Source organism: Fluviispira vulneris, assembly GCF_014281055.1.
In the GTDB taxonomy this organism is placed as follows: domain Bacteria; phylum Bdellovibrionota_B; class Oligoflexia; order Silvanigrellales; family Silvanigrellaceae; genus Silvanigrella; species Silvanigrella vulneris.
Genome location: NZ_JACRSE010000002.1, coordinates 529,309 through 549,288 on the forward strand (window position 1 = coordinate 529,309; position 19,980 = coordinate 549,288).

Genomic DNA, 19,980 nt, shown 5'->3' on the forward strand with positions numbered 1-19,980 from the left:
GAGGTTTGTATATGAGTGATGTGCGTCCTATGGGATTGTTTGACATAGATTCTGCAAACTATGGAACACAACAAAGTAACAATGCTGTGGAAGGACGCAGCATTCATTCTAATAATGTTCCAAATGAAACAGATCTAAGAATTTCAGAAGAGGAAATGCTTAGGCATTATCCAACTCGTGATGAAAAAATATATAAATTGCTTGAAGTCGCTAGAACCATTGCTCCAACTAAAGTACCAATTTTAATTACGGGTGAAAGTGGAACAGGAAAAGAAACATTTGCAAAAGCGATACATATTGCTGGTGGAAGAGAAAGAGGTCGCTTTGTTGTCGCAAATAGTTCAAATATTCCTGCTAACTTTTTTGAAATGGAACTCTTTCCTGCGCAAAGAAATCCACACGAATATAATCAAAATCACAGCAATCGTCCACTTGAAACTTGCTCATTGATGCTCGATGAAGTCACTGAGTTAGAAGCATCTATGCAATTAAAGCTTTTAAGAATATTAAAAGAACAAGATGTTAATAAAGGTGCAATAAGACGTGGTACTGCTGCAGATGCAAGAATAATTGCATGTAGTAATAAAAATATTCAAGACGAAGTCAATGCACAAAGATTTCGCAATGACTTATTTTTTAAATTACATGTCATACATTTAGAAATTCCTGCATTGAGACAAAGATTGGTTGATATAGATTTCTATTCCGAGATTTTTCTACGTGAATTTAATATTCAATTTTCTAAAAATGTTCAACTTTCACCTACTGCTAAACAAGCTCTCAGGACGTACACTTGGCCAGGAAATATTCGTGAATTGCGTAACGTTATTCAACGGTCAGTGTTACTTTCAACCCGTGATTACATAGGTGTAGAAGAACTTCATCTAATGAGAGCAAATAGCAGAACAGAAGTTGCTATGGGAGAACCGCTTCCACAGGTAACTTTAAGAGAACTTGAACAGAGACTGATATTGCAAACACTCAGAAGAATGAATGGAAATAGAACTCACACTGCGAAAGCATTAGGAATATCGTTGAGAGCATTGCGTTATAAATTAAATGAGCTGGTTGATTGTGGTTATGAAGTTGAAGGAAAGAATATATGAGCACGGTTATCGGGAATCAAATATTTGGAAAAACAGATTCCGTTTTGGAAGAAAGTCTTAATCAACGGTTAAAAAGACAAGATGTCAATGTTGCAAATATTACGAATTCTCTAACGCCAGGGTATAGATCTTTAGGTTTTGATTTTGAAAAACAATTACAGGCTGCAATTGGTTCTGACAAAGATCTTATTATGAAAGTAAGCAATCCTAAGCACATAAAAGCTCCTGGCATGGGAGCTGATGGAGTTTTAAAGCCAGATCTTTATGTCAAACCAACTGAAAGTATTGGTAACGATGGAAATACAGTAGATGTTGATCAAGAAATGACCGAAATGGCTGGTAACCAAGTGATTTATAGAGCTACAATTGAAACTTTGAATAGAAAACTTGGAATGTTACGTTATGCAATCAATGGTGGAAGATAAATATTAACTAATTAACTTATAGGAGTAAAAAATTATGAGTTTTTTAGAAGGACTTAAAATCAGTGCATCAGGATTATCTGCAGAGCGTATTCGAATGAACGTAATATCTTCGAATATTGCAAATGCAAATACTTCTAGAACAGAAGAAGGTGGTCCTTATAAAAGAAAAGATGTTTTATTTACTGCTCGTAATTCAGGTCTAAGTTTTGATAATCTAATGCGCCTCGCTTTTGATCCAAATTTAAAAGAAGTAAAAGTTGATGGAATTACAGAGGATAGAAGAGCGCCTCGTCTTGTTTTTAATCCTAATCATCCTGATGCAAATGAAAATGGTTATGTTTCCATGCCAAATATCTCAATAATGGAAGAAATGGTGAATATGATCACAAGTAATCGAGCTTTTGAAAGTAATACCCAAGCAATAAATGCGACGAAATCTATGGCAACAACTGCTATAAGTATTGGTAAATAATTTAAAGGTAACAGATCATGTTAAAAGTGATGTCAGCAAATGATCTACATTTTTTAAAGTTACAACAGGAATTAGTTAATTCAAGCATTCCGAGCGGAGGAGGCAGTCCGCCTAAAAATCCGTCAGCTACTGAATTTCTCGATTTAATGGAAAAAGGAATCAAAGAAATTAACACGGGTGCAAGAGAAGCTGAAAAAGCAAGTATGGATTTAGCATCCGGCCGTACAAGTAATATTCATGAAACTATGCTTGCAGTAACAAAGGCTGAACTTGGTTTCGATATGATGGTGCAGATGAGAAATAAAGTGATTGAGGCATACCAAGAGGTTATGAGAATGCAAGTTTAATTAAACCTTTTTAGCAATAATTATTGCTTTGAAGAAAGTAAAAGGAATGATAGAAAAATTTAGGCAATTTTGGTCACAATTTATCGTTCAAAGTAAAGCATTTTATGCTGGTCTAACGAAAGGTCGTAAAATTGCAATTGCTCTCGGTCTTTTTACAATTTTCTTTGCCTTAGCCATGTTTATTTTCTGGAAACCAACAATTAAATACGAAACTGCATTTATGAATTTATCTGCTGATGATAAAACAGCAATTCTCGCTCATTTAAAAAAATCAGGATTTGTCGATTTTAAAATGGAAGGAGATACACTTTCATTTCCTGAAGACAAAATATTAGAAGCGCGCATGTTGCTCGCGCAAGAGGGTCTACCAAGTTCGGGCATAGGAGTGGGTTGGGAAAAGTTCGATGACAGAGCATTTGGTATGTCTGACTTTGATCAACGCATAAATAAACTGCGTGCTTTGCAAGGTGAATTAGCAAGAACAATAAATAAATTGGAGCCGGTAGCGAACAGCAGAGTCCATATTGTTTTACCTGATAATGCTATATTTGCAGAAGAAAAAAAATCACCCACTGCGAGTATTTTTTTAAAATTGAAGCCAAGTAAAACGCTTACACAAAGACAAATTCAAGGTATAATTCATTTGGCAGCACGCGCTGTCGAAGGACTTGAACCGAAGGCAGTGAGCATAGTTGATCAAGATGGTAATATGCTTACGCAGCCCGATGAACAGGATGGTGGAATTGATAAAATCACATCTGCACAGAGAGAATATCAGAGACGGGTTGAGCGAGAGTTAGAACAAAAAATTAGAGATATTTTAGCTCGTGTGGTTGGGCATGATAAAGTTGTTTCAAAAGTTCAAGCTTTTGTTGATTTCAAAAAAGTAGAAACAACTATTTCTGATGTGGATCCAGAAAGAACTGCGGTAATAGCATCTCAACGGAACGAGCAATCTTCTCAAGGGAATGGGCTCAATCCTACAGGTGTTCCTGGTGCTAAAAGCAATTTACCAGGTGAGCGAGAAGACATTGGTGTTGCTGGTGGTTTGACGAACAGTACAAAATCGAGCACAGAGAATTTAAATTTCGAAGTGAAAAAAACATTAAGTAAAATTGTTGAACCAATTGGTAACGTAACAAAACTAAGCGCATCTGTTTTGGTTGATGGAAAAATGGTTGATGGTAAGTTCGTGCCACGAACCAAAGAAGAAATGGATATGATCACAAAATTAGTCAAGAATGCGATTGGCTTTCAAGAAGCACGTGATGCTATTACGGTGGAATCTACGCAATTTGAATTGGATGAATTTGCATTGGCAGAAAAAGCTTCGCTTTCAGCGCGACAAGCTTCGCTTATTCAGACAGCAATTCTTTCAGCGGTTGCTATTGCAGCAATGTTCTTTATTTATATTGCTCTTGTGCGGCCTTATTTTAAATGGCTTACCTATGATCCAGATAAACGATCGAAAGAGCAACTAGAAATGCTTGATTATGAACTCGAAAGATCGGGTGCTGGTGCAAGACGTGTTCAGTTAAAAGAGGATGTGCCCTTTGACAAAATGTCACCTAAAGAGCAAATAATGTATCTTGCTAAAAATGATCCGCAAAAAACCACAGAAGCTATCCGCCAGCTTTTAAATCCAAATCATTAATTATCGTGATTATCTTTTTCTGGGGTAAACTGTTTAAATCCACCTTTGCCTGAAAATTTAAATTTAGAAAGATCTGGAATAGGAGGGGTGCCAGGTTGCATTGCGGGCATGAGAACAATATATTCGACTTCAACATCGCTAGAACCCACTTTTAAAAGATTTTTTCCATCTTCGAAAGATTTTTCATCTATATTATCAGATGCTAATTTTTTAATTTCCCCTTTTAAAACTCCGGGAATTGTGTGTGATGAAGTGTTGTAAGGAATAACTGGGAGAATTACAGAGGACTCATCTCCTTTTAAACAGATATTTCTTGAATTTATGCTCGATTTTCCGCTTCCAGTAATTGGGTAAATATTCACAGGACTTAATAATTGAGCACCTTCGATTGAGTCAAAACTAAAAGAATCACCCGAAAGTAAAGTACAATGCTTTTTTTTGAAATCTTCAGCCATAATTTTTCCAGTATATATTTCAATAAACCAACGGATAATAATTAAATTATTTAAGAATAAAGTGCAAGCGATTTAAAAAGTAATTTTTATTTTCAAGAGCATTCCTCTTTTAAAAGTGGAAATTAAAGAGTGAAGAAGATATTTTGTTAAGATTTTAAAAAAATAAGAGGTATAAAATCATTAAAAAATACCGAGAATATTTAATTAATTTAAACCCATTTCATAAAGTAGCTTACCAATTACAACAGATGATTCGTAATAATTAAAAAAAAGCATTTCTTTAATTATTTAAATTACATTTCGTTTTATTTTGAAATTTATAATTTTGACAAATTTGGTATGGCATTATATTTGCTTTACAAGCAAATAAGAGTGCTGGCATCAGCATTTCTCATTTCTACAAACCGTACAGGCAGATACTCATATGAAAGGAATGTGAATTATGTCAAGGAGTACCCAACATAAAATTTCTGGATATAAGCCCCCGCGTGTGCAAATCACATATGATCTCGAAGTAAATGGCAATCCAAAGGAACAAGATATTCCTTTTGTCATCGGAGTTATGGCAAATTTTTCTGGGCATCTATATCAAAAAGCAAAGAAACTGAAGAGTGAAAAATTTCTTTCTGTTAACAAAGAGAATTTTAATTCAGTCGTGCAATCAATTAATCCAAAACTTAAGATAAAAGTTTTGGATAAAATCAAAAATGATGGTGGATCGAAACAAATTGAACTTGATTTTAAATCAATTGATGATTTTAATCCCGGAAAAATAGCTGAAAAGGTTGATTCTTTGAAAGTTTTGCTTGAGACAAGAAGAAAATTAATTGAATTGCAAACAAGCGTTGATTGTAACGATAAGCTTGAAGAAACTCTAATTCAATTTTTAAAATCACCTGAAGCTTTAAAGCAAATATCAAGCTCACAAAATGAAAAAGAGATTGATTCAAATACGAGCGAAGCATAAGACTCGGTTGATAAAGGATATAAAATGACTCTCAAAACAGATCTTGCAATAAAAACAAATTCATTTTTTAATTTAGAAGATGTCAATATTTCTGTTATCGATCAAGCTCTTACTATTAGTAATCTAAATAAAAATGAAGAGCAAAAAAATAATGCAAAAGAAATGTTAACTGTTTTTGCGGATGAAGTTATTTCGGATCGCATGACTTATAAAAAAAATATTTCGCATATGATCAGTGAAAGAATTGCAGACATTGATGCCCTTCTTTCTGAACAAATAAATGAAATTATTCACAATCAAGAATTTCAAAAATTGGAAGCTTCTTGGCGAGGATTGCAATCTTTAGTTAAATTTGCAGAACCAGATGACAGATTACATATTCGCGTTCTCGATGCCACTAAAGAAGATATTTTAAAAGATTTTGAATCTGCAGCTGAATTCGATGACTCTGGATTATTTAAGCTCGTTTACGAAAATGAATATGGCACATTTGGTGGGACTCCTTATGGACTTCTCGTTGGTGATTATTCATTCGGTAAAGGCCTAGAAGATATCGAATGTCTAAAAGCTATTTCGAAAGTTGCTTCCGCAGCGCATGCACCGTTCGTCGCGGCAGCGAGTTGCGAACTTTTCAATATTAAATCTTTTGAAGATTTGGACAAACCTCGTCATTTAGGTCGTTTATTTAACTCTGCTGAATATGGTTCATGGCAAAGTTTTAGAGAACTTGAAGATTCAAAATATGTAACTTTGACTTTGCCAAGAGTGATTATGCGCCATCCCTATGGGCCAAATGGAATACCTGTGAAGGAATTTTATTTTGAAGAAGATTTAAATGGGACAGAACATGAAAAATATTTATGGGGAAATCCAGCGTTTTCTTTAGCACAAAGAATGGTTGATTCTTTCCGTGAATATGGTTGGTTTTCCAATATCCGTGGTTCGGAAAATGGTGGAGTTGTTGATAGTCTACCTTATCATCCTTTCGTTGACAGCGAAGGTAACAATTCCTTTAAAATGCCAGTAGAAACAATTATTACTGATAGACGTGAAAAAGAACTTGATGATCTTGGATTTTTATCCTTGGTTTATAAGCGTGGTACTGATACTGCAACATTTTTTGGATCAAAAACCATTCATAAGTTGACAGAATATGACAATGATCTTGCAAATGCCAATGCGCAGCTTTCGATAGAATTGCCATACGTGATGGCAGTCTCGCGTTTTGCTCATTATTTAAAAGTGATCATGCGCGATAAAATTGGCTCTTTTACGACTCAGGGGGAGATTGATAATTATTTAAACAATTGGATTTCTCGATATGTTATTTTAGATGATTCCGCAAGCACTTATATTAAGAGTTGTTATCCTTTAAGAGAAGCAAGAATTGATATTTTACCAGTGCCAGGAAAAGTTGGTGCGTATAAAGCTGTCATGTATTTAAGACCACATTTTTACTTAAATGAGTTATCTGTATCTCTTAGATTGGTGACAGAACTTCCGCAAAAATCATAATAAAATTTAAAGGAGAATTAATATCATGAGAGCACTTTTATTAATAGAAGGATTAAAAGGAAGTTTCAAATCTACAACAATTAAAGATGCAATTTCTTTAGAAGATATTGCAGTACCTCAACTTACAGAAGGTGCAAGTTCTAATAAATTAGTTTTAAATGATATGGTTGAAGATATAAATATTTATATGCAAAATATAGATAAAGATCTTATTGATGGGCTTGAAACATTTAAAGATAAATCACGTATTGTTAAGACAATAAAGCTGATTCAAATTGAAAGTACAACTGATAAAGATGGTAAAGAAATAGTAACTCCTGCACATGAGTTTCACTTTTTAAATCACACTTTAGTTGTTATTAAAAATTCAGGTCAAGGTTATGTATTGCAAATAAGAACAAATGAACATAATCCTAATGATAAGACAAATTATCCTGGATACTTCTGTGCGCATTTTAAAAATGGTCAAAAATCAAAGTGTTATTATTCGAGAGTTCTTCAGCTAGAAGATGTTGATAAAATTGATGAAGGATGGGAAATTAATAAACCTAAAAGTTTTGTTTAATTAAAGACTGGATACACTAAAAGAAGTGTATCCTCTTTAAAATCTTCATTTAGAATGGCTAGTGCAATGGAAAGCTTAAAAAAAATTTTCTATTTACCATCTGAAAAGAAGGATCCTTTTTTTTCTATAGCAAGAAATATTTATAATATTTTAAACACTCGAAGCTCACTGCCAGTTTCTCAATTTTTAGAAAATCAAAATTTGAATACTCTGCATTTTGGAATCCCTTGTGTTTCTCATTTTGCCATGGATTCTGAACATGATCGATTTCTTTTGTGTCAAATTGTGCAAAAATCTCTTCAAGTATTTGAACACAGACTATCCTATGTAGAAGTTAATTTTTCTGTCTATGATAAATTAAAAAAAGAAGCGAAACTGTCCATTAATGCAGTGTATCATTCAGGTAATGTAATGGTAAATTTATTGTTAAAGGTGGCTTTATGGGAGTTCGTAATAAATGACTGGAAAATATAGCAATCAGGATTTTTTAAAAATTTACACAGAAACTTTAGAAGAACTGAGAAGCAATGGGCGTATATTTTCGGAACAGAATCCTGATATTGCACCCTACCTTGATTTTTCTTTTAGAAAAAGCAACGATCCTGAAACAGAAAGACTCATTGAATCTTTTGCTTATATGAAGGCACAAGTTGATTATAAGTCCTTCCTTGCAAAGAGTGATTATGCCATCAATTTTATCGAGCATATTTTTCCAGAATTAGTGTCTCCTACTCCTGGTCTCACGATCCTAAAAATAATGCCAAGTCGGAGTTTCTTTAAAAAAGAAATTTCACAGTTTAAAATTGAAAAAGACACAGTCTTTTCTACGAGCAACTCAGATGAAGAAGAGTGTTTATTTTCAACCACTGAAGATACATATATTTCATGTTGCGAAATAAAAAATTTCCGCTATGCAGATATAAATTCAAGCAAAGAAAATATTTATGGCTATAAAAAAGCATTTATTTTTGAAATAGATACTTCCATACCGATAACAGACTTTCAAAATACTAAGTTGTCTATTTTTATTGATGCAGAATTTCAATCTGTTATTTCAATTTTTGACTCTCTCTTGTCTTCAGAATTACCAATACTTATTTTTCGAGATGAAGAAACATGCCCAATTAGAATCCCAAGAGATTCATTGAAACCTATTTATCAACACAATGGACATTATGATCTATGTGAAGAAAACTTACTCCATCCATTGTTTGATTTTATAAATTATTATCAAAAATATTTTTTCTTTAAAATAGATATAAATAGGCCTATCAATATTTTAAAAAAAATAAAATTTATTATTCCTATTGAAGAAGAGGTCTCAATTCCTTTTAGATTAGGAGGAGTCTTTTTTAAATTAAACTGTATTCCAGTGATCAATGTATTTGAAAAAAAACTTGTTCCTATCAAATGCAAAGATCAAAAAAGTGAATACCGGATGAGGGTAGACAATGATCAGCAAAATCTTATTGAAGTTTTGCGAGTCAAAAAACTTGTTACCTATAATTCCTCAACCGGTAAAACAATAGAAATACCAAATTATCATAAGAAATCAAATATAATAAATAAAGAAACTGAGCATTTCTATTGGGCAACAAAACGATCGTTCAACAATACGACTCGCGAAAATGGTTGTTTATATTTGAAATTATTGCGACAGAATAGTTCTTATGCATTTGATTTAGAAATGCCTGATTATATTTTTCCAACAGGAATCTGTACAAATACGAATTTGGTGGAAGGGATTAAACCGAATTCACAATTTAATTGTATTGCATATGATCTTCCTATTGATAAATCGTTTTCATTAATTTGGCCAAAATACTTTCGTAAACCCCTTGATCTCTATGAAAATATGGAAGTCATAAAATTATTATATAAAGTCAATCAAGATCTCTTAAGCAGAAATGCATTTAAAAATTATGATTTTAAAAAAATTATCGAAATATTATCTTCAGGACAAAATCCAATAAAAATATTATTTCAGCAATTATTAAATCAATCGACAGGCTTTGAAGTTGAAGAAACTCTCTCACAGCAAGTTTGGAAGAATCAAAGTTATTACGTGCCAGGAATATTATATAAATTACAATTTTCTAAAGTCATTGGTTTTCCATTAGGCACACATTTTTTAATTTCCTTTCTAAACTCTTATTTTGATTTTATAAGAGACTTTAATTTTTATATAATTTTTAAAGCAGAAAAGATATGACTGAATTGCATCAATTAGAAAATCTATCAGATCGTGAAGAGCAAAATATTGCATTGAATCTTATCCGCAGTTTTTTCTCATTTGAAAAGGTTAAATATTCTCCACGTATGCTATTTTCGTCAACCAGTTGCTTTTCTGTAAAAGATGCAAATGGTATTTATATAAAAAGGAAGTTGCCATTTAAAATAGTTATTCCTGATTATATTTTAGAAAATTTTTCATTACAAACCAGACAGAAAAAGAAAATAATTGTCGATTTTCTGAAAATTTTTATCAATGAGCTTGTCATTCAAGACTATATTGTTATGATGAATCGTGATAGACATCTTTATACTTTTGAAATATCTAGGCAAAAGCATGTTAACTTTTATTTTAATAATAAAAAGAATGTGAAATGTTTTTTTTCAAATTATTTTCAAAATGAGATCGAAATAAAAGAAAACTTTCCTAAAAAACATATTAATAATAGTCAATTTAAGCTTGGTTCGTGCGCTATTTATTCTAAAAATACTAATAAAGGAGCTATGATTGGTTCTGATTTTTACTCATTTTTAAATAGAATTTCAGTTGAAGTAGAGGTAAGGGATGACGAACTAGAAAATTTAGAATATGTTTTAAAGATCTTGAATCTAGAAAAGCATATAATGATTTTGTCGAATAATGTAAAATCTATTTATCATAGAAAATTTTACAAATACAAATTCATAATTGAGGGGGGGAAATGTCTTTATGCTTTTTCAATCCCAAATTTTCACTCTATATGAATAGGAAATATATAATGAATTTAGAAATTAGTGATCTAATACTTCCAGTAAATGAAGAGAAGCCTTTTGGAGAATACCTTAAATTTCATCCCAGATTAATTAAATTAAAAGATATGCGAAAAACGAATTTAGAAAGTAATTTTTTGGATGAAGGGATATGGACTAAAAAAAATGTAATGGCTCCCAATTGGCAAGCATCAATAAAACTTTGTGAAGAGATTTTAAAAGAAAACTCAAAAGATTTACTTGTTTGTGCATATTATGCAGAAGCTCAAGCAAAAGTAAATGGCTTTCAAGGTTTAGATTATGTATTGAAACTTATGCTTTATTTTTGTTTAAATAATTGGGAAGACATATTTCCTCCTCTAGAGGAAGATAATTTTGAATTACGTCTTGCCCCCTTTCATTGGCTTGAAATGAATTTACCTTCAATTATTCGTTGCATGCCTTTGCAAAGTGACAAAGAGGCGATAAGCACTTTAAGCTGGGAAAAATATGATAATCTAATAAAGGAAAATATAAGTGATTTAGTTTCTCATAAAAATGAATATAGAATCATTTTAGATCAGGAAGCAGAAGAGTATATAACTGAATTACATGAAAGTTTAAAATCTATCATTTATTCATTAGAGAAACTTGAAGATTTTATTATTGAACTTGCTGAAAAGTGTAATGAAAAAACAAGTTTTGAATCCCTAATTAATCTGTGCAATGATATCTCTCATTTTATCGAATCATTTATCACTGAAAAACAAGAGCCATCTATCAGTAGTTATGAATATACAGAGCAAAACTTTCAAGCTTTTACAGATCAAAGGCAAGATGAATTTAATAATTCTTTTGAAAAAAACCAAACCAATGTACGAATTGAGCAAAATATTGATTCCATAGAGACAGCATATTCTCTTATTGAAAAAGCAAATGTGTATTTATTAAAGCACAACTCTCATTCACCTTCGCCTTTTCTTATACGGAGAGCGCTTGAATGGCAAAAGAAATCCTTATATGAGGTTTTTATGGAATTATTTGCTACAACATCAAAACCTTCTGAAATATTTACATTACTTGGTCTTTCTAAAACTGACAAATAGAAGTTGGATATAATAAAAATGATTGCAAATAATGATAATGACAGCGTATTAGAAACAGAGTATATTTTGTCCGATGGCATAATTTTGCGCGAATTGATTGAATATAAGCAAATTAAACTGACTGATTTATTTCCTATTCTTGGTCCTGAGTCTTTGATTAAAGAGATATTGATGGATAAGAGGAAGTTAAAGGAAAAGCAAAAATTGTTATTAGCAGAATATTTTGGAACCAGCAGGGATATTTTTTCAGGTGAAGAAGAAGGATTGAGTTCTAATTCTAACTGCAATACCAATGATGAAAATAATTTTGCTACAAACGAAACCCAAAATTTAGAGCAGATGAATTATACGCATCCTGAAGAAAATTCGGAAAGTGACCATGAAATGAATTTGACTGATAATCATTTTTCATCATCTATGTGGGGGTGAAGTTGACCCCATTATTAAAAAAGGTAAGATCTGAAATTTGTCTTTAGGTCTATAGCGAGACTTTTTCTGAATTGTTAACTATTTCTTTATTTTCATTGAATTCAAACGAATAATATCATTGCCTTCCATATCAACTTTTTTTGTTCTCACTTCAAAACTATCTTTAATTTTAAATTCCGAATTGTAGTTTTCTAACTCCATTTTTCCTTCATCATCCAGATTGATTTTTGTTTTATCTATGAGATTAATATGAACAGTTTTTTCATCAATTTTCATTTTTGCTTTGTTATGAATGTCGAGTGATTGAGATTTGTCTCTGAAGTCAAATGAAGAATTGTAATCTTTTGAATGTAAAATAAAACTATGCTCATTAGCAATGACAAATCCGCGCATTTTTCCTTTGTTTTCTTCATCTTTGTCGATCAAAAATTTACATTTATTAAAATTATTATATAAGGAGCCAATGACTATGGGAGAGTCTATGTCATTTTCAAAAAGAACGAGAACTTCATCTCCTGGTGATGGAATGAAGAATGAACCAGATTCATTGCTTGCCCAAATTTGTGCAATACGCGCTAAGACAAATGGTGAACCATTTACCTCTGAAGATGATTTTTCGTTTTGCCAGAAAAAAGAAATTCTTATACGCATAAATGACTTTAAAGTTTCTTCTTCTGTTTGAGTTTCATGAACATAGGCTGTTGTAACAAAATAATTCTGTTTTTGAGTGCTTAATTTTTTGTTAAGCTTATCTGACTTAGGGATCAGAGTTATCAATGCATAGTAGTGAGGATCATAAATTATGCTAGATTGTTCATTAATGTGGATTAAATCTCTTTTAAATTTATGATCAATTTTAATGATACGATATTCATTTTCTAAGTATTTAAAGAAACTTTTTTTAATCATATTTTCGTTAGAATGATATTTTATAGAAATTTCTCTGCCAACTTCAAGATTAGGAAGATTACTTTGTATAAATATTTTGTTGTGAAAGCTGTTGCGACGCACGAGCTCCTTTTCAGCAAAAGCTTGTTTAGGATCAAAAGGGACTTCTGATTTTTGATGATGCGTCACTTCAGTCCAATTGCAAAATCCATTTTTGCTTGAAGTTTCGCCGGGTTTAATAGTTTTTACGTTAGCAGTTACTTTTTTAAAGTCGCAATGAAGAGTAGAAATTTTATTAAATTTAAGGGAAAATGCATGTTCGTATCCTAATGATCTATCATTTAATAAATCAGAATTATAAATTGCTTGATTTTTACTTATGATTTGCTCTTGAAGTGGTTTATTTTTTTTATTTATTTCATTTTCAAAATAGCTTTCAAGTTCGTCTGTAATGATCAGTTCGCTTTCTTTTTCTCCATGAATAAAGAAATAATTTAGGTGATCTTCATCAAGTAATCTGCAGATAAAATCATAATCAGATTCTCCATATTGAATGGTGTTTGTTCGTTTTATAAGAGATGTTGGATCGTATATTTTGAACTTATATTGAAAATTAGAATATTTATTCTTATAAATTTTAAGAATATTATCGATGACCTCTTTTGAATTTAAATCACTCCAAGCTCTATATCCATTATTTTTTGTTAATAACCATAGATATGGCTTGATAATAAATTGAACCTCTATTTTGTCTTCGGATGCCATAAGTGCTTTTATGTTTATATCTGAAATAATACCAGAAAAAAAACGGGGATTTTTTTGTTTCAAAAACTCAATTTTAAATGAAATGTCTTTAGCAAGGAACTCTTCAAAATCGATTTTAGAATTTTGAATTGAATAATTAACTGAGGCATTTATAGTGAATAATTCCGAAACTGTGTCGTTCAAAACTTCGAAAGACTCAATGTTGGCCCCTTTTGAAATTGGACCGTCATTATGTATCGAAACATTTGCTTTAATATTTTTAAAGTTGATTACTTCTTTCATAATTGACCTCAATTTAAATTATTAAGTCCCTTTTTGCTCAATTTTCTTTAATAGATAAGGAGCTGTTTTAGGGAATTTTGGGAAGTTAATTCTTGTTCCTTTTTTATTTTTAAGAAAAAGTGAGATATAAAAACGAATGGATTTATTATCATTTAATGGAACTTCGAACTTAAGATCATTTTTATTGCAGTAATGGCTTTTATTACAATCTGCGTAATCTTCAATAAATTTTAATAAAGACCATCTGTTTCTTATTGTATAATATGCAGAATTATTTGTAATAAATAAATTTTTATCACTGCTGTATTTTTGTAAGGAATATTTTGATCCCTGGGCTAAACTAATCGAAAATTGCAAAGGTTGTAGATAGGTCCACGAAAAGTTTCCGTTTGTGATATTCCCATGACGTGATCCGATTATTTGGTTCCCAGATTGCAAAGACCAATCAATAATTTGATTGCCAAGAATTTCGTTAGCAGAATTTGTTCTAAATTCCATTGCAACATTCCAAGTGACTGGAATTGGATTTCCTTCTTTGTCATACTGAATTGCAAAAAAACTTTGCAGAGAATCCATATATTTAACAAATTTTTGGATATCAATTCTATTTTTATACAATGTGCTGTATTTTTGTAAAATGGGGAGATCTTGCTTTTTGAGTTGTGCATACAATGAAAAAACAAAATTTATATCTTCCAGCGAAGCGTTATCAGTGGTGGAAATATTTTCAGCAAAAGGAAACTCTCCAGAAATTGCAGAATTATAATTGTCAGCAAAACGATCAAAATTATTAAAAGCCTGTTTGATTAGGAGTTTTTGGCATCTATCCGCAAGAGCATGATACAAATTATTTTGCTTTTTAGAAAAGAAATCTTTTTTGGAAATAGTATCGAAATCTTTTGAAATAAATTCAGAACAATTACTGGTTCTGAGTGGCAGAACAGAGTTTATTAGAAATCCTTTTAGCTCTTCAAAGGCTGTTCCTTTGGCTGAGGAGTCAAGAGAGTTTTGTAAGATTGAAAAGTTTTCAGTTAATTTTTCATCGCCTAAATATTTATTTGGACTTGTAAAGTACAAATTTTTTGCTTGAAGAATGGGATTAATATTTCTGTTAAAGAATTTCTTTAAGGAATCGCGCTGAATACTAAGATAAAGCTTCAGATCTTCATCGCTTGTCACACTAAATGCTTTGTATGCCGGAGAAGACTCCCCATCCCACCATTTGAAATCAGGATAAATAGGTGAAAAGAATGCGCTTGAATTCAATAAATCGTTATTTTTATTAAGTTGACGATCTATTTGCTGACGTACGATCTCACTCAAATAAATATTAATATCATTTTGCTCATATTTGACTAGCAAATTTGAAATAGCTTTTAAAACAGGAACAGATAATTGAATATTTTGAATATAAGGATCTATAAATTGATCTGAATTATCTTCATCTTTTTTGCTAAGATCATATATTTGTATGCTTGCAGGGAGCTGTTGATTCCAAAAAATATGGCTGAGCTCTTCTTCTAAATAAGAGAATATATCTGAAAGTTCTTTTGGATATTGTGTTTTATTTATTTGTTCTGAGGCTGTATTGAAAATCAATCCTCTTTGTAAAATATTTTGAATATTATCGATGGACCAGAGAGCATTAGTAGGTAAATTATTGTTTATTGATTTTAAATCCGAGGAAAATGCTTTTGTTTGTGGGATTAGATTACTTTGACTTGTTGTGTCATAAGCTTGAAACATTTTTTCAAGTGAATCAGATAGTTTTAAAAGTGATGGATTAACAGAAAATGAATTATCTTTTATAATAATGAGAGGAAAATTATTTCCAAGTGGAGTGAAACTGGCAACTTTATTTTTTGTGAGTTTAAACTGTTCTTCAGCAATAGAATTGATGTTTTCAAATATTTCTTTACCAAAAGTAGGATTTTCCTCTATTTCTTTGTACATGTTGTAAAAGTTATTGCCGAAAAAAGAGTTAAGACTTTGAAAATCAATTTGCCCTTTTATAATAGCACTTTGTAAACTATTAACATCAGATATCAACGATTTACTATATGTCATTATTTCAGATTTTTTAATATTTTTTAATTGCATAAGGTCAGTATTAATCTTATTAACTGCAACATATATATCATTGTTTTTGATAATTGTATTAAAGTAGCTCTGAATATATTCATTTAAGATATTTTGTGACTGTCTTTTAAAGAAATTATAATCAATATTTACTTGATCAATTACTTTACTGCGGTCAAGGCTCTGAAAAAGAGATATATTTTGTCGAGGTTTCAAGCAATCGATGCCAAATAAAAATTGAGCAGCATATGAGATACCATCACTTGTCTTGCCTTGCTCATTTGAAAGTATATTTAAGTAAATTTCGGTGATTTTTTCATTTTCATCAACAAATTTATTTATTTGGCTTAGAATTGTTGATGTTTCTTCCGTTGCTAAAATATTTTTTTTGTTTGTAACTAAGTAATCATTTATTTTTGTATTAAAGTTTTGAATAATGAATTTACTATAAAAACTAGTAAATTTTGTATCAAATTTCTTGTCGAGAATCTCATTGAGATTTGAATTCCAAGACGGAAAGTTTAATGGATAATTAAATGAAACTTGATTAAGATAATTAGCTGTATTTATAAGATCACAACTCTGAATTTTGAGCTCATCTAAATTTTCAATTTGTTTTGAAATATTTGAGTATTCAGATATAAAGTTATCTAAATTCGTGAAATTTTTTATATAAAATTTAACTTTATTATTTAAAAAATCTTGTGAGGAAATGAGTGAGTAAAAAATAAAAGCAGTGCTGCAAAAGGTTAAAGCACCAAAAGCATAGTTTTTATAAATTTTATTTTGAATACAATGGTCTGAAAAGTCTGAATTTCCCTTCAGATATTTAGAAATATACTCAAACATATTTAATGTTGGTGAATTATTTTCATTATTAAATGACTTTTCACTTAAAATAAAATGAAAATTAATCATAGAAGATTCATTAATATTGAAATTTCTATAGAAAAAATCACAGTAATTCTTTGAAAAAGAAATAAGCGCAATTTTTAACTGAAAGAAGTATAAAATTATTTGAATTTGTGATTCATTATCTGATTTTTGTAAGAAATGCTGCATTTGTGATTCTAAAGAATTCACGCAGCTATCAATGCTATTTTTAATTTCTCGACTTAATTTTTCTGTTCTTGGGGATGATTTGTGGTAAAAACCAAAATTATATTGAATGCTTTCATTGTTATCATCTTTAAGTAAATTCAACGATGGAGGATTTTTAATTTCTGATTTATCAATAAAAAAGACTGGAATTCTTGAATCTAGTGTTTTGCATATCTTTTTGATAATAAGTGAATAATAGAATGCTTCTTGCTTAAAATCTAAATTAAGACTGTTTGTATTGGAAAATATATCATTTTCGGGGTATAGAATGACTCCATCTATTAATTTATTTTTCCTAATTTTCAGTATGTTGTATAAAGTAAAACGGAGCCTTCTACTCAATTGTATTTGATCTTCATTGTCACAGACTAAAAGTTTTTCATGAATAAAGATTAAAATAGAATCGTCAATTTCAATTTTTTCAAAAGGTTTTTTTGAATCAGAAAAAGATTTTTCAAAAGAGGTCTTTTTGTTTAAATTCTTTAAGTTATTCAATTCTTCAAATATTTCGCTTGAATTTTTACTTATTACAAAAAAAACGTTCTTTTTTTGTAATGAATTTTTGTTTTCATAAAACCAGTATCGATCAAATAAAAACTGTTTGAATAATTCATTTTTAATAAAAACAGATATATCAGGATTCCATATGCGAAAGAGAGCAACACAGGAAAAGAATAATAAAATAATGCAAATTAAGATATAAATCATTACAAAAATCATAGAAGAGTCCATCTAAAAGTTTGTTAGAATATTTATGCTTTTAGCAATAAAACCAGTGTTGCTAAACCAGATGTAACAAGATCCAATCAAAAAAATAGTTATGAGAATAAAATTAACTAAAAGAAAAGAATATGATATTTTTCTTTGCTTTGTATTTTCATCGATATTTGATTTTATTAGTAATGATGATTGAGGAATAACCCCGTCAATATTGTATTTTATATCAATTTTATTTTCACTATAAAATTGATATAGTAAAGTCTTAATTTGATCGATTTCGAATTGAGATTCATAAGAGTGATATTTTCCTCTAAAACCAGAACTGAGGCATAAATAATAGCAATAGGAGAGCTCTCTATATTTATAATCTCTATTTGCAATAATATTTTTGCAGTTTTCAAAAAAAACATCACCAGCTAAGCGACTTTGAAAGACTTTTTTCTCTAATGATTCATTTTGCCAGTAAATACGTCCAGGCCAGTTTTTGGTTATAAATTTTTCGTCAATGAACGCTATTAGCATATATTGTAATGATTTGAGAACTGAGTTGTCAAAGTTCTTGTTTTTTTTCAATGTGTCGATTTTGTTTCCAATATATTCAATTAAATCATTAGATATTTTGGTGATATTTTCATCATCAAAGCTTAATAATTGTTCCTCATTTTTTTCAGCTAAATTGTTTTTATTCTCTATTGCTGCATCTATGTTACTAAGAAGATTTTGTATTTTAAAAATACATTCCTGAGTAAATAGAATAGGACATTCATAGTTGTTTAATATGATCATGATTTCTTCCTTGAGTATAGGAGAATTTCATCTGGAGAATTATCGTATTTTTCAGTGATACTAGGTGCAATTATTATGTTAATTTTTTCTTTAGCAACAGTCTCAAATTTGACTCTAACTAAATAAATATTTTTTTGTGGAATTAAATTTTCGTATTTTTCTATTAAATTCCTTTGCATACCTAATACTCTACGCTCGAGAATAACTTCAAAATTTTCCTCATCACATATAATTGCAGATTTTATCCAACTTAAAAAATTTATTTGTGATATGTCAGAATTCTTTTTGAATCCAAGAAGGAAGTGTGATGAATCATTGACTCCAAGAGTGCCTTTATGCACAAGAATAGAATATTTATTATCTATTTTAATAGCTTTTGAAATGGTAAAATCTGTTGGTATCTCTTTTTCTAAATATTCATTTAATATTGTTCTTAATTTTTGGAAACAGGATAAATTGTCGTAGTGATTGTACTCGATTAATGGAGCGGGCATCTCATAAATTTCATTTGATAATATATTAGATACAACTGAATATGTTTCTAAATATAAAATAAATGGATGGAGTTGCTCCGAATGGATACATGCCTCTAAACGCGGTAAGCTTGACTTCATGCATTTTAAAGTTTCAATTCGATCGAGAAGCTCCGTATTTTCTTTCATCATGCTAAATTTTTGCAAAGTTTCAATAATATCTTGGATTTTATATCTGAGTGTCATGCAGATGGAATGACAAATTTTCCAAACTGGCGATTCTCTATTTATCTTAGTTGAGGGTTGTGAAAATTCTCTTGTTTTATATATACTATTCTCATGATAAATTTTAAATAAAGGCAACGATATATAGTGAGGTGTGAGCTCATGCTCAAATAATAGTGAAATATTGGGACGAACTCTCGGGATGGGTATTTCATCTTCCCCAGTATTTTCATCGAAAGCAATATTGTCAATATTCGCAACTTTATAACGAGAATATGTATTATTTAAGATGCTATTTTTATTTTGAATACGTGGAATACTTATATAAAGTGTGAGTGTTTTATTTTCTAAAATATCTTTATATTTGCTAAGATCAAGTTGTGCTTGAGCAGAGTCATAGATTGAATTATAATAATATTCTAAACCATCTTGGAAAATGCATTCTAATTCTTCAATTTTAAATAATCCGGATGCAAATGCAGTTTGATCGATTTTGAAATTTTTTATTCCAAAATGATAAGGTGAAGATTCATAATTGTGATAACGAATGATGTTTTCACAACGTTTAAATGCTTGTTGAAAGTGTTGGGGAGATAATAACATCCCGTCATGCCACATTATTTGATCGGGAATATATTTTAAGCTTGGCATTGTTATTC

At 30.3% G+C, this 19,980-nt stretch carries 18 protein-coding genes; 13 read left to right on the forward strand and 5 right to left on the reverse strand.

All coding sequences use genetic code 11. The features are described from left to right. The first annotated feature begins 11 nt into the window (after positions 1-11). The 5 genes from H7355_RS06125 to fliF are packed head-to-tail and all read left to right on the forward strand — an operon-like array spanning position 12 to position 4,004. A complete protein-coding gene (locus H7355_RS06125) occupies positions 12-1,106 on the forward strand; it encodes a sigma 54-interacting transcriptional regulator (RefSeq protein WP_186645839.1) in 1,095 nt (364 codons plus the stop codon). Next, the gene (flgB, locus tag H7355_RS06130) at positions 1,103-1,531 is read left to right on the forward strand and encodes a flagellar basal body rod protein FlgB (RefSeq protein WP_186645840.1); all 429 of its coding nucleotides are present in this window, start codon (positions 1,103-1,105) and stop codon (positions 1,529-1,531) included. The genes H7355_RS06125 and flgB overlap by 4 nt, the downstream gene beginning before the upstream one ends. A gap of 34 nt (positions 1,532-1,565) precedes the next feature. Then, entirely contained in the window at positions 1,566-2,003 is a 438-nt protein-coding gene (gene flgC, locus H7355_RS06135; protein WP_130606975.1) for a flagellar basal body rod protein FlgC, read from the forward strand. Positions 2,004-2,020: 17 nt separating this feature from the next. After that, a complete protein-coding gene (fliE, locus tag H7355_RS06140) occupies positions 2,021-2,350 on the forward strand; it encodes a flagellar hook-basal body complex protein FliE (RefSeq protein ID WP_186645841.1) in 330 nt (109 codons plus the stop codon). Positions 2,351-2,396: 46 nt separating this feature from the next. Further along, a complete protein-coding gene (gene fliF / locus H7355_RS06145; protein WP_186645842.1) occupies positions 2,397-4,004 on the forward strand; it encodes a flagellar basal-body MS-ring/collar protein FliF in 1,608 nt (535 codons plus the stop codon). Here fliF and H7355_RS06150 read toward each other — a convergent pair. Beyond that, positions 4,001-4,459, reverse strand: coding sequence for a hypothetical protein (locus H7355_RS06150; RefSeq protein ID WP_186645843.1), 459 nt, complete (start codon positions 4,457-4,459; stop codon positions 4,001-4,003). The genes fliF and H7355_RS06150 overlap by 4 nt on opposite strands. Positions 4,460-4,901: 442 nt before the next feature. Between H7355_RS06150 and tssB the strand changes: the two genes are divergently transcribed. The 8 genes from tssB (at position 4,902) to H7355_RS06190 (ending at position 12,002) form a co-directional block, all read left to right on the forward strand. Continuing rightward, entirely contained in the window at positions 4,902-5,426 is a 525-nt protein-coding gene (gene tssB, locus H7355_RS06155; protein ID WP_186645844.1) for a type VI secretion system contractile sheath small subunit, read from the forward strand. A gap of 24 nt (positions 5,427-5,450) precedes the next feature. Then, positions 5,451-6,941, forward strand: a complete 1,491-nt coding sequence (tssC, locus tag H7355_RS06160) for a type VI secretion system contractile sheath large subunit (RefSeq protein WP_186645845.1) — start codon at positions 5,451-5,453, stop codon at positions 6,939-6,941. 25 nt (positions 6,942-6,966) lie between these two features. After that, positions 6,967-7,506: a hypothetical protein gene (locus H7355_RS06165; protein WP_186645846.1), complete on the forward strand. Its 540-nt coding sequence runs from the start codon at positions 6,967-6,969 to the stop codon at positions 7,504-7,506. A gap of 66 nt (positions 7,507-7,572) precedes the next feature. Then, entirely contained in the window at positions 7,573-7,980 is a 408-nt protein-coding gene (locus H7355_RS06170; protein WP_186645847.1) for a GPW/gp25 family protein, read from the forward strand. After that, on the forward strand, positions 7,964-9,718 hold the full coding sequence (locus H7355_RS06175; protein WP_186645848.1) for a type VI secretion system baseplate subunit TssF: 1,755 nt from the start codon (positions 7,964-7,966) through the stop codon (positions 9,716-9,718). Before H7355_RS06170 ends, H7355_RS06175 begins: the two co-directional genes overlap by 17 nt. Next, positions 9,715-10,482, forward strand: a complete 768-nt coding sequence (locus H7355_RS06180; protein ID WP_186645849.1) for a hypothetical protein — start codon at positions 9,715-9,717, stop codon at positions 10,480-10,482. Before H7355_RS06175 ends, H7355_RS06180 begins: the two co-directional genes overlap by 4 nt. 14 nt (positions 10,483-10,496) lie before the next feature. Further along, entirely contained in the window at positions 10,497-11,573 is a 1,077-nt protein-coding gene (tssA, locus tag H7355_RS06185; protein ID WP_186645850.1) for a type VI secretion system protein TssA, read from the forward strand. Positions 11,574-11,591: 18 nt separating this feature from the next. Beyond that, positions 11,592-12,002: a hypothetical protein gene (locus H7355_RS06190; protein ID WP_186645851.1), complete on the forward strand. Its 411-nt coding sequence runs from the start codon at positions 11,592-11,594 to the stop codon at positions 12,000-12,002. A 78-nt stretch (positions 12,003-12,080) separates the two neighbouring features. Here H7355_RS06190 and vgrG read toward each other — a convergent pair whose 3' ends face one another. Genes vgrG through tssK form a run of 4 tightly spaced genes read right to left on the reverse strand, consistent with a single transcriptional unit; the run spans position 12,081 to position 19,972 of the window. After that, complete coding sequence (gene vgrG, locus H7355_RS06195; protein WP_186645852.1) at positions 12,081-13,937, reverse strand: type VI secretion system tip protein VgrG; 1,857 nt, start codon at positions 13,935-13,937, stop codon at positions 12,081-12,083. A 21-nt stretch (positions 13,938-13,958) separates the two neighbouring features. Then, positions 13,959-17,837 (reverse strand): hypothetical protein, encoded by a 3,879-nt coding sequence (locus tag H7355_RS06200; RefSeq protein WP_186645853.1) that lies wholly within the window; start codon positions 17,835-17,837, stop codon positions 13,959-13,961. Between the two features lie 12 nt (positions 17,838-17,849). After that, positions 17,850-18,623 (reverse strand): DotU family type IV/VI secretion system protein, encoded by a 774-nt coding sequence (locus H7355_RS06205; RefSeq protein ID WP_186645854.1) that lies wholly within the window; start codon positions 18,621-18,623, stop codon positions 17,850-17,852. Next, positions 18,620-19,972, reverse strand: a complete 1,353-nt coding sequence (gene tssK / locus H7355_RS06210; RefSeq protein WP_186645855.1) for a type VI secretion system baseplate subunit TssK — start codon at positions 19,970-19,972, stop codon at positions 18,620-18,622. Before tssK ends, H7355_RS06205 begins: the two co-directional genes overlap by 4 nt. Positions 19,973-19,980: the final 8 nt, after the last annotated feature.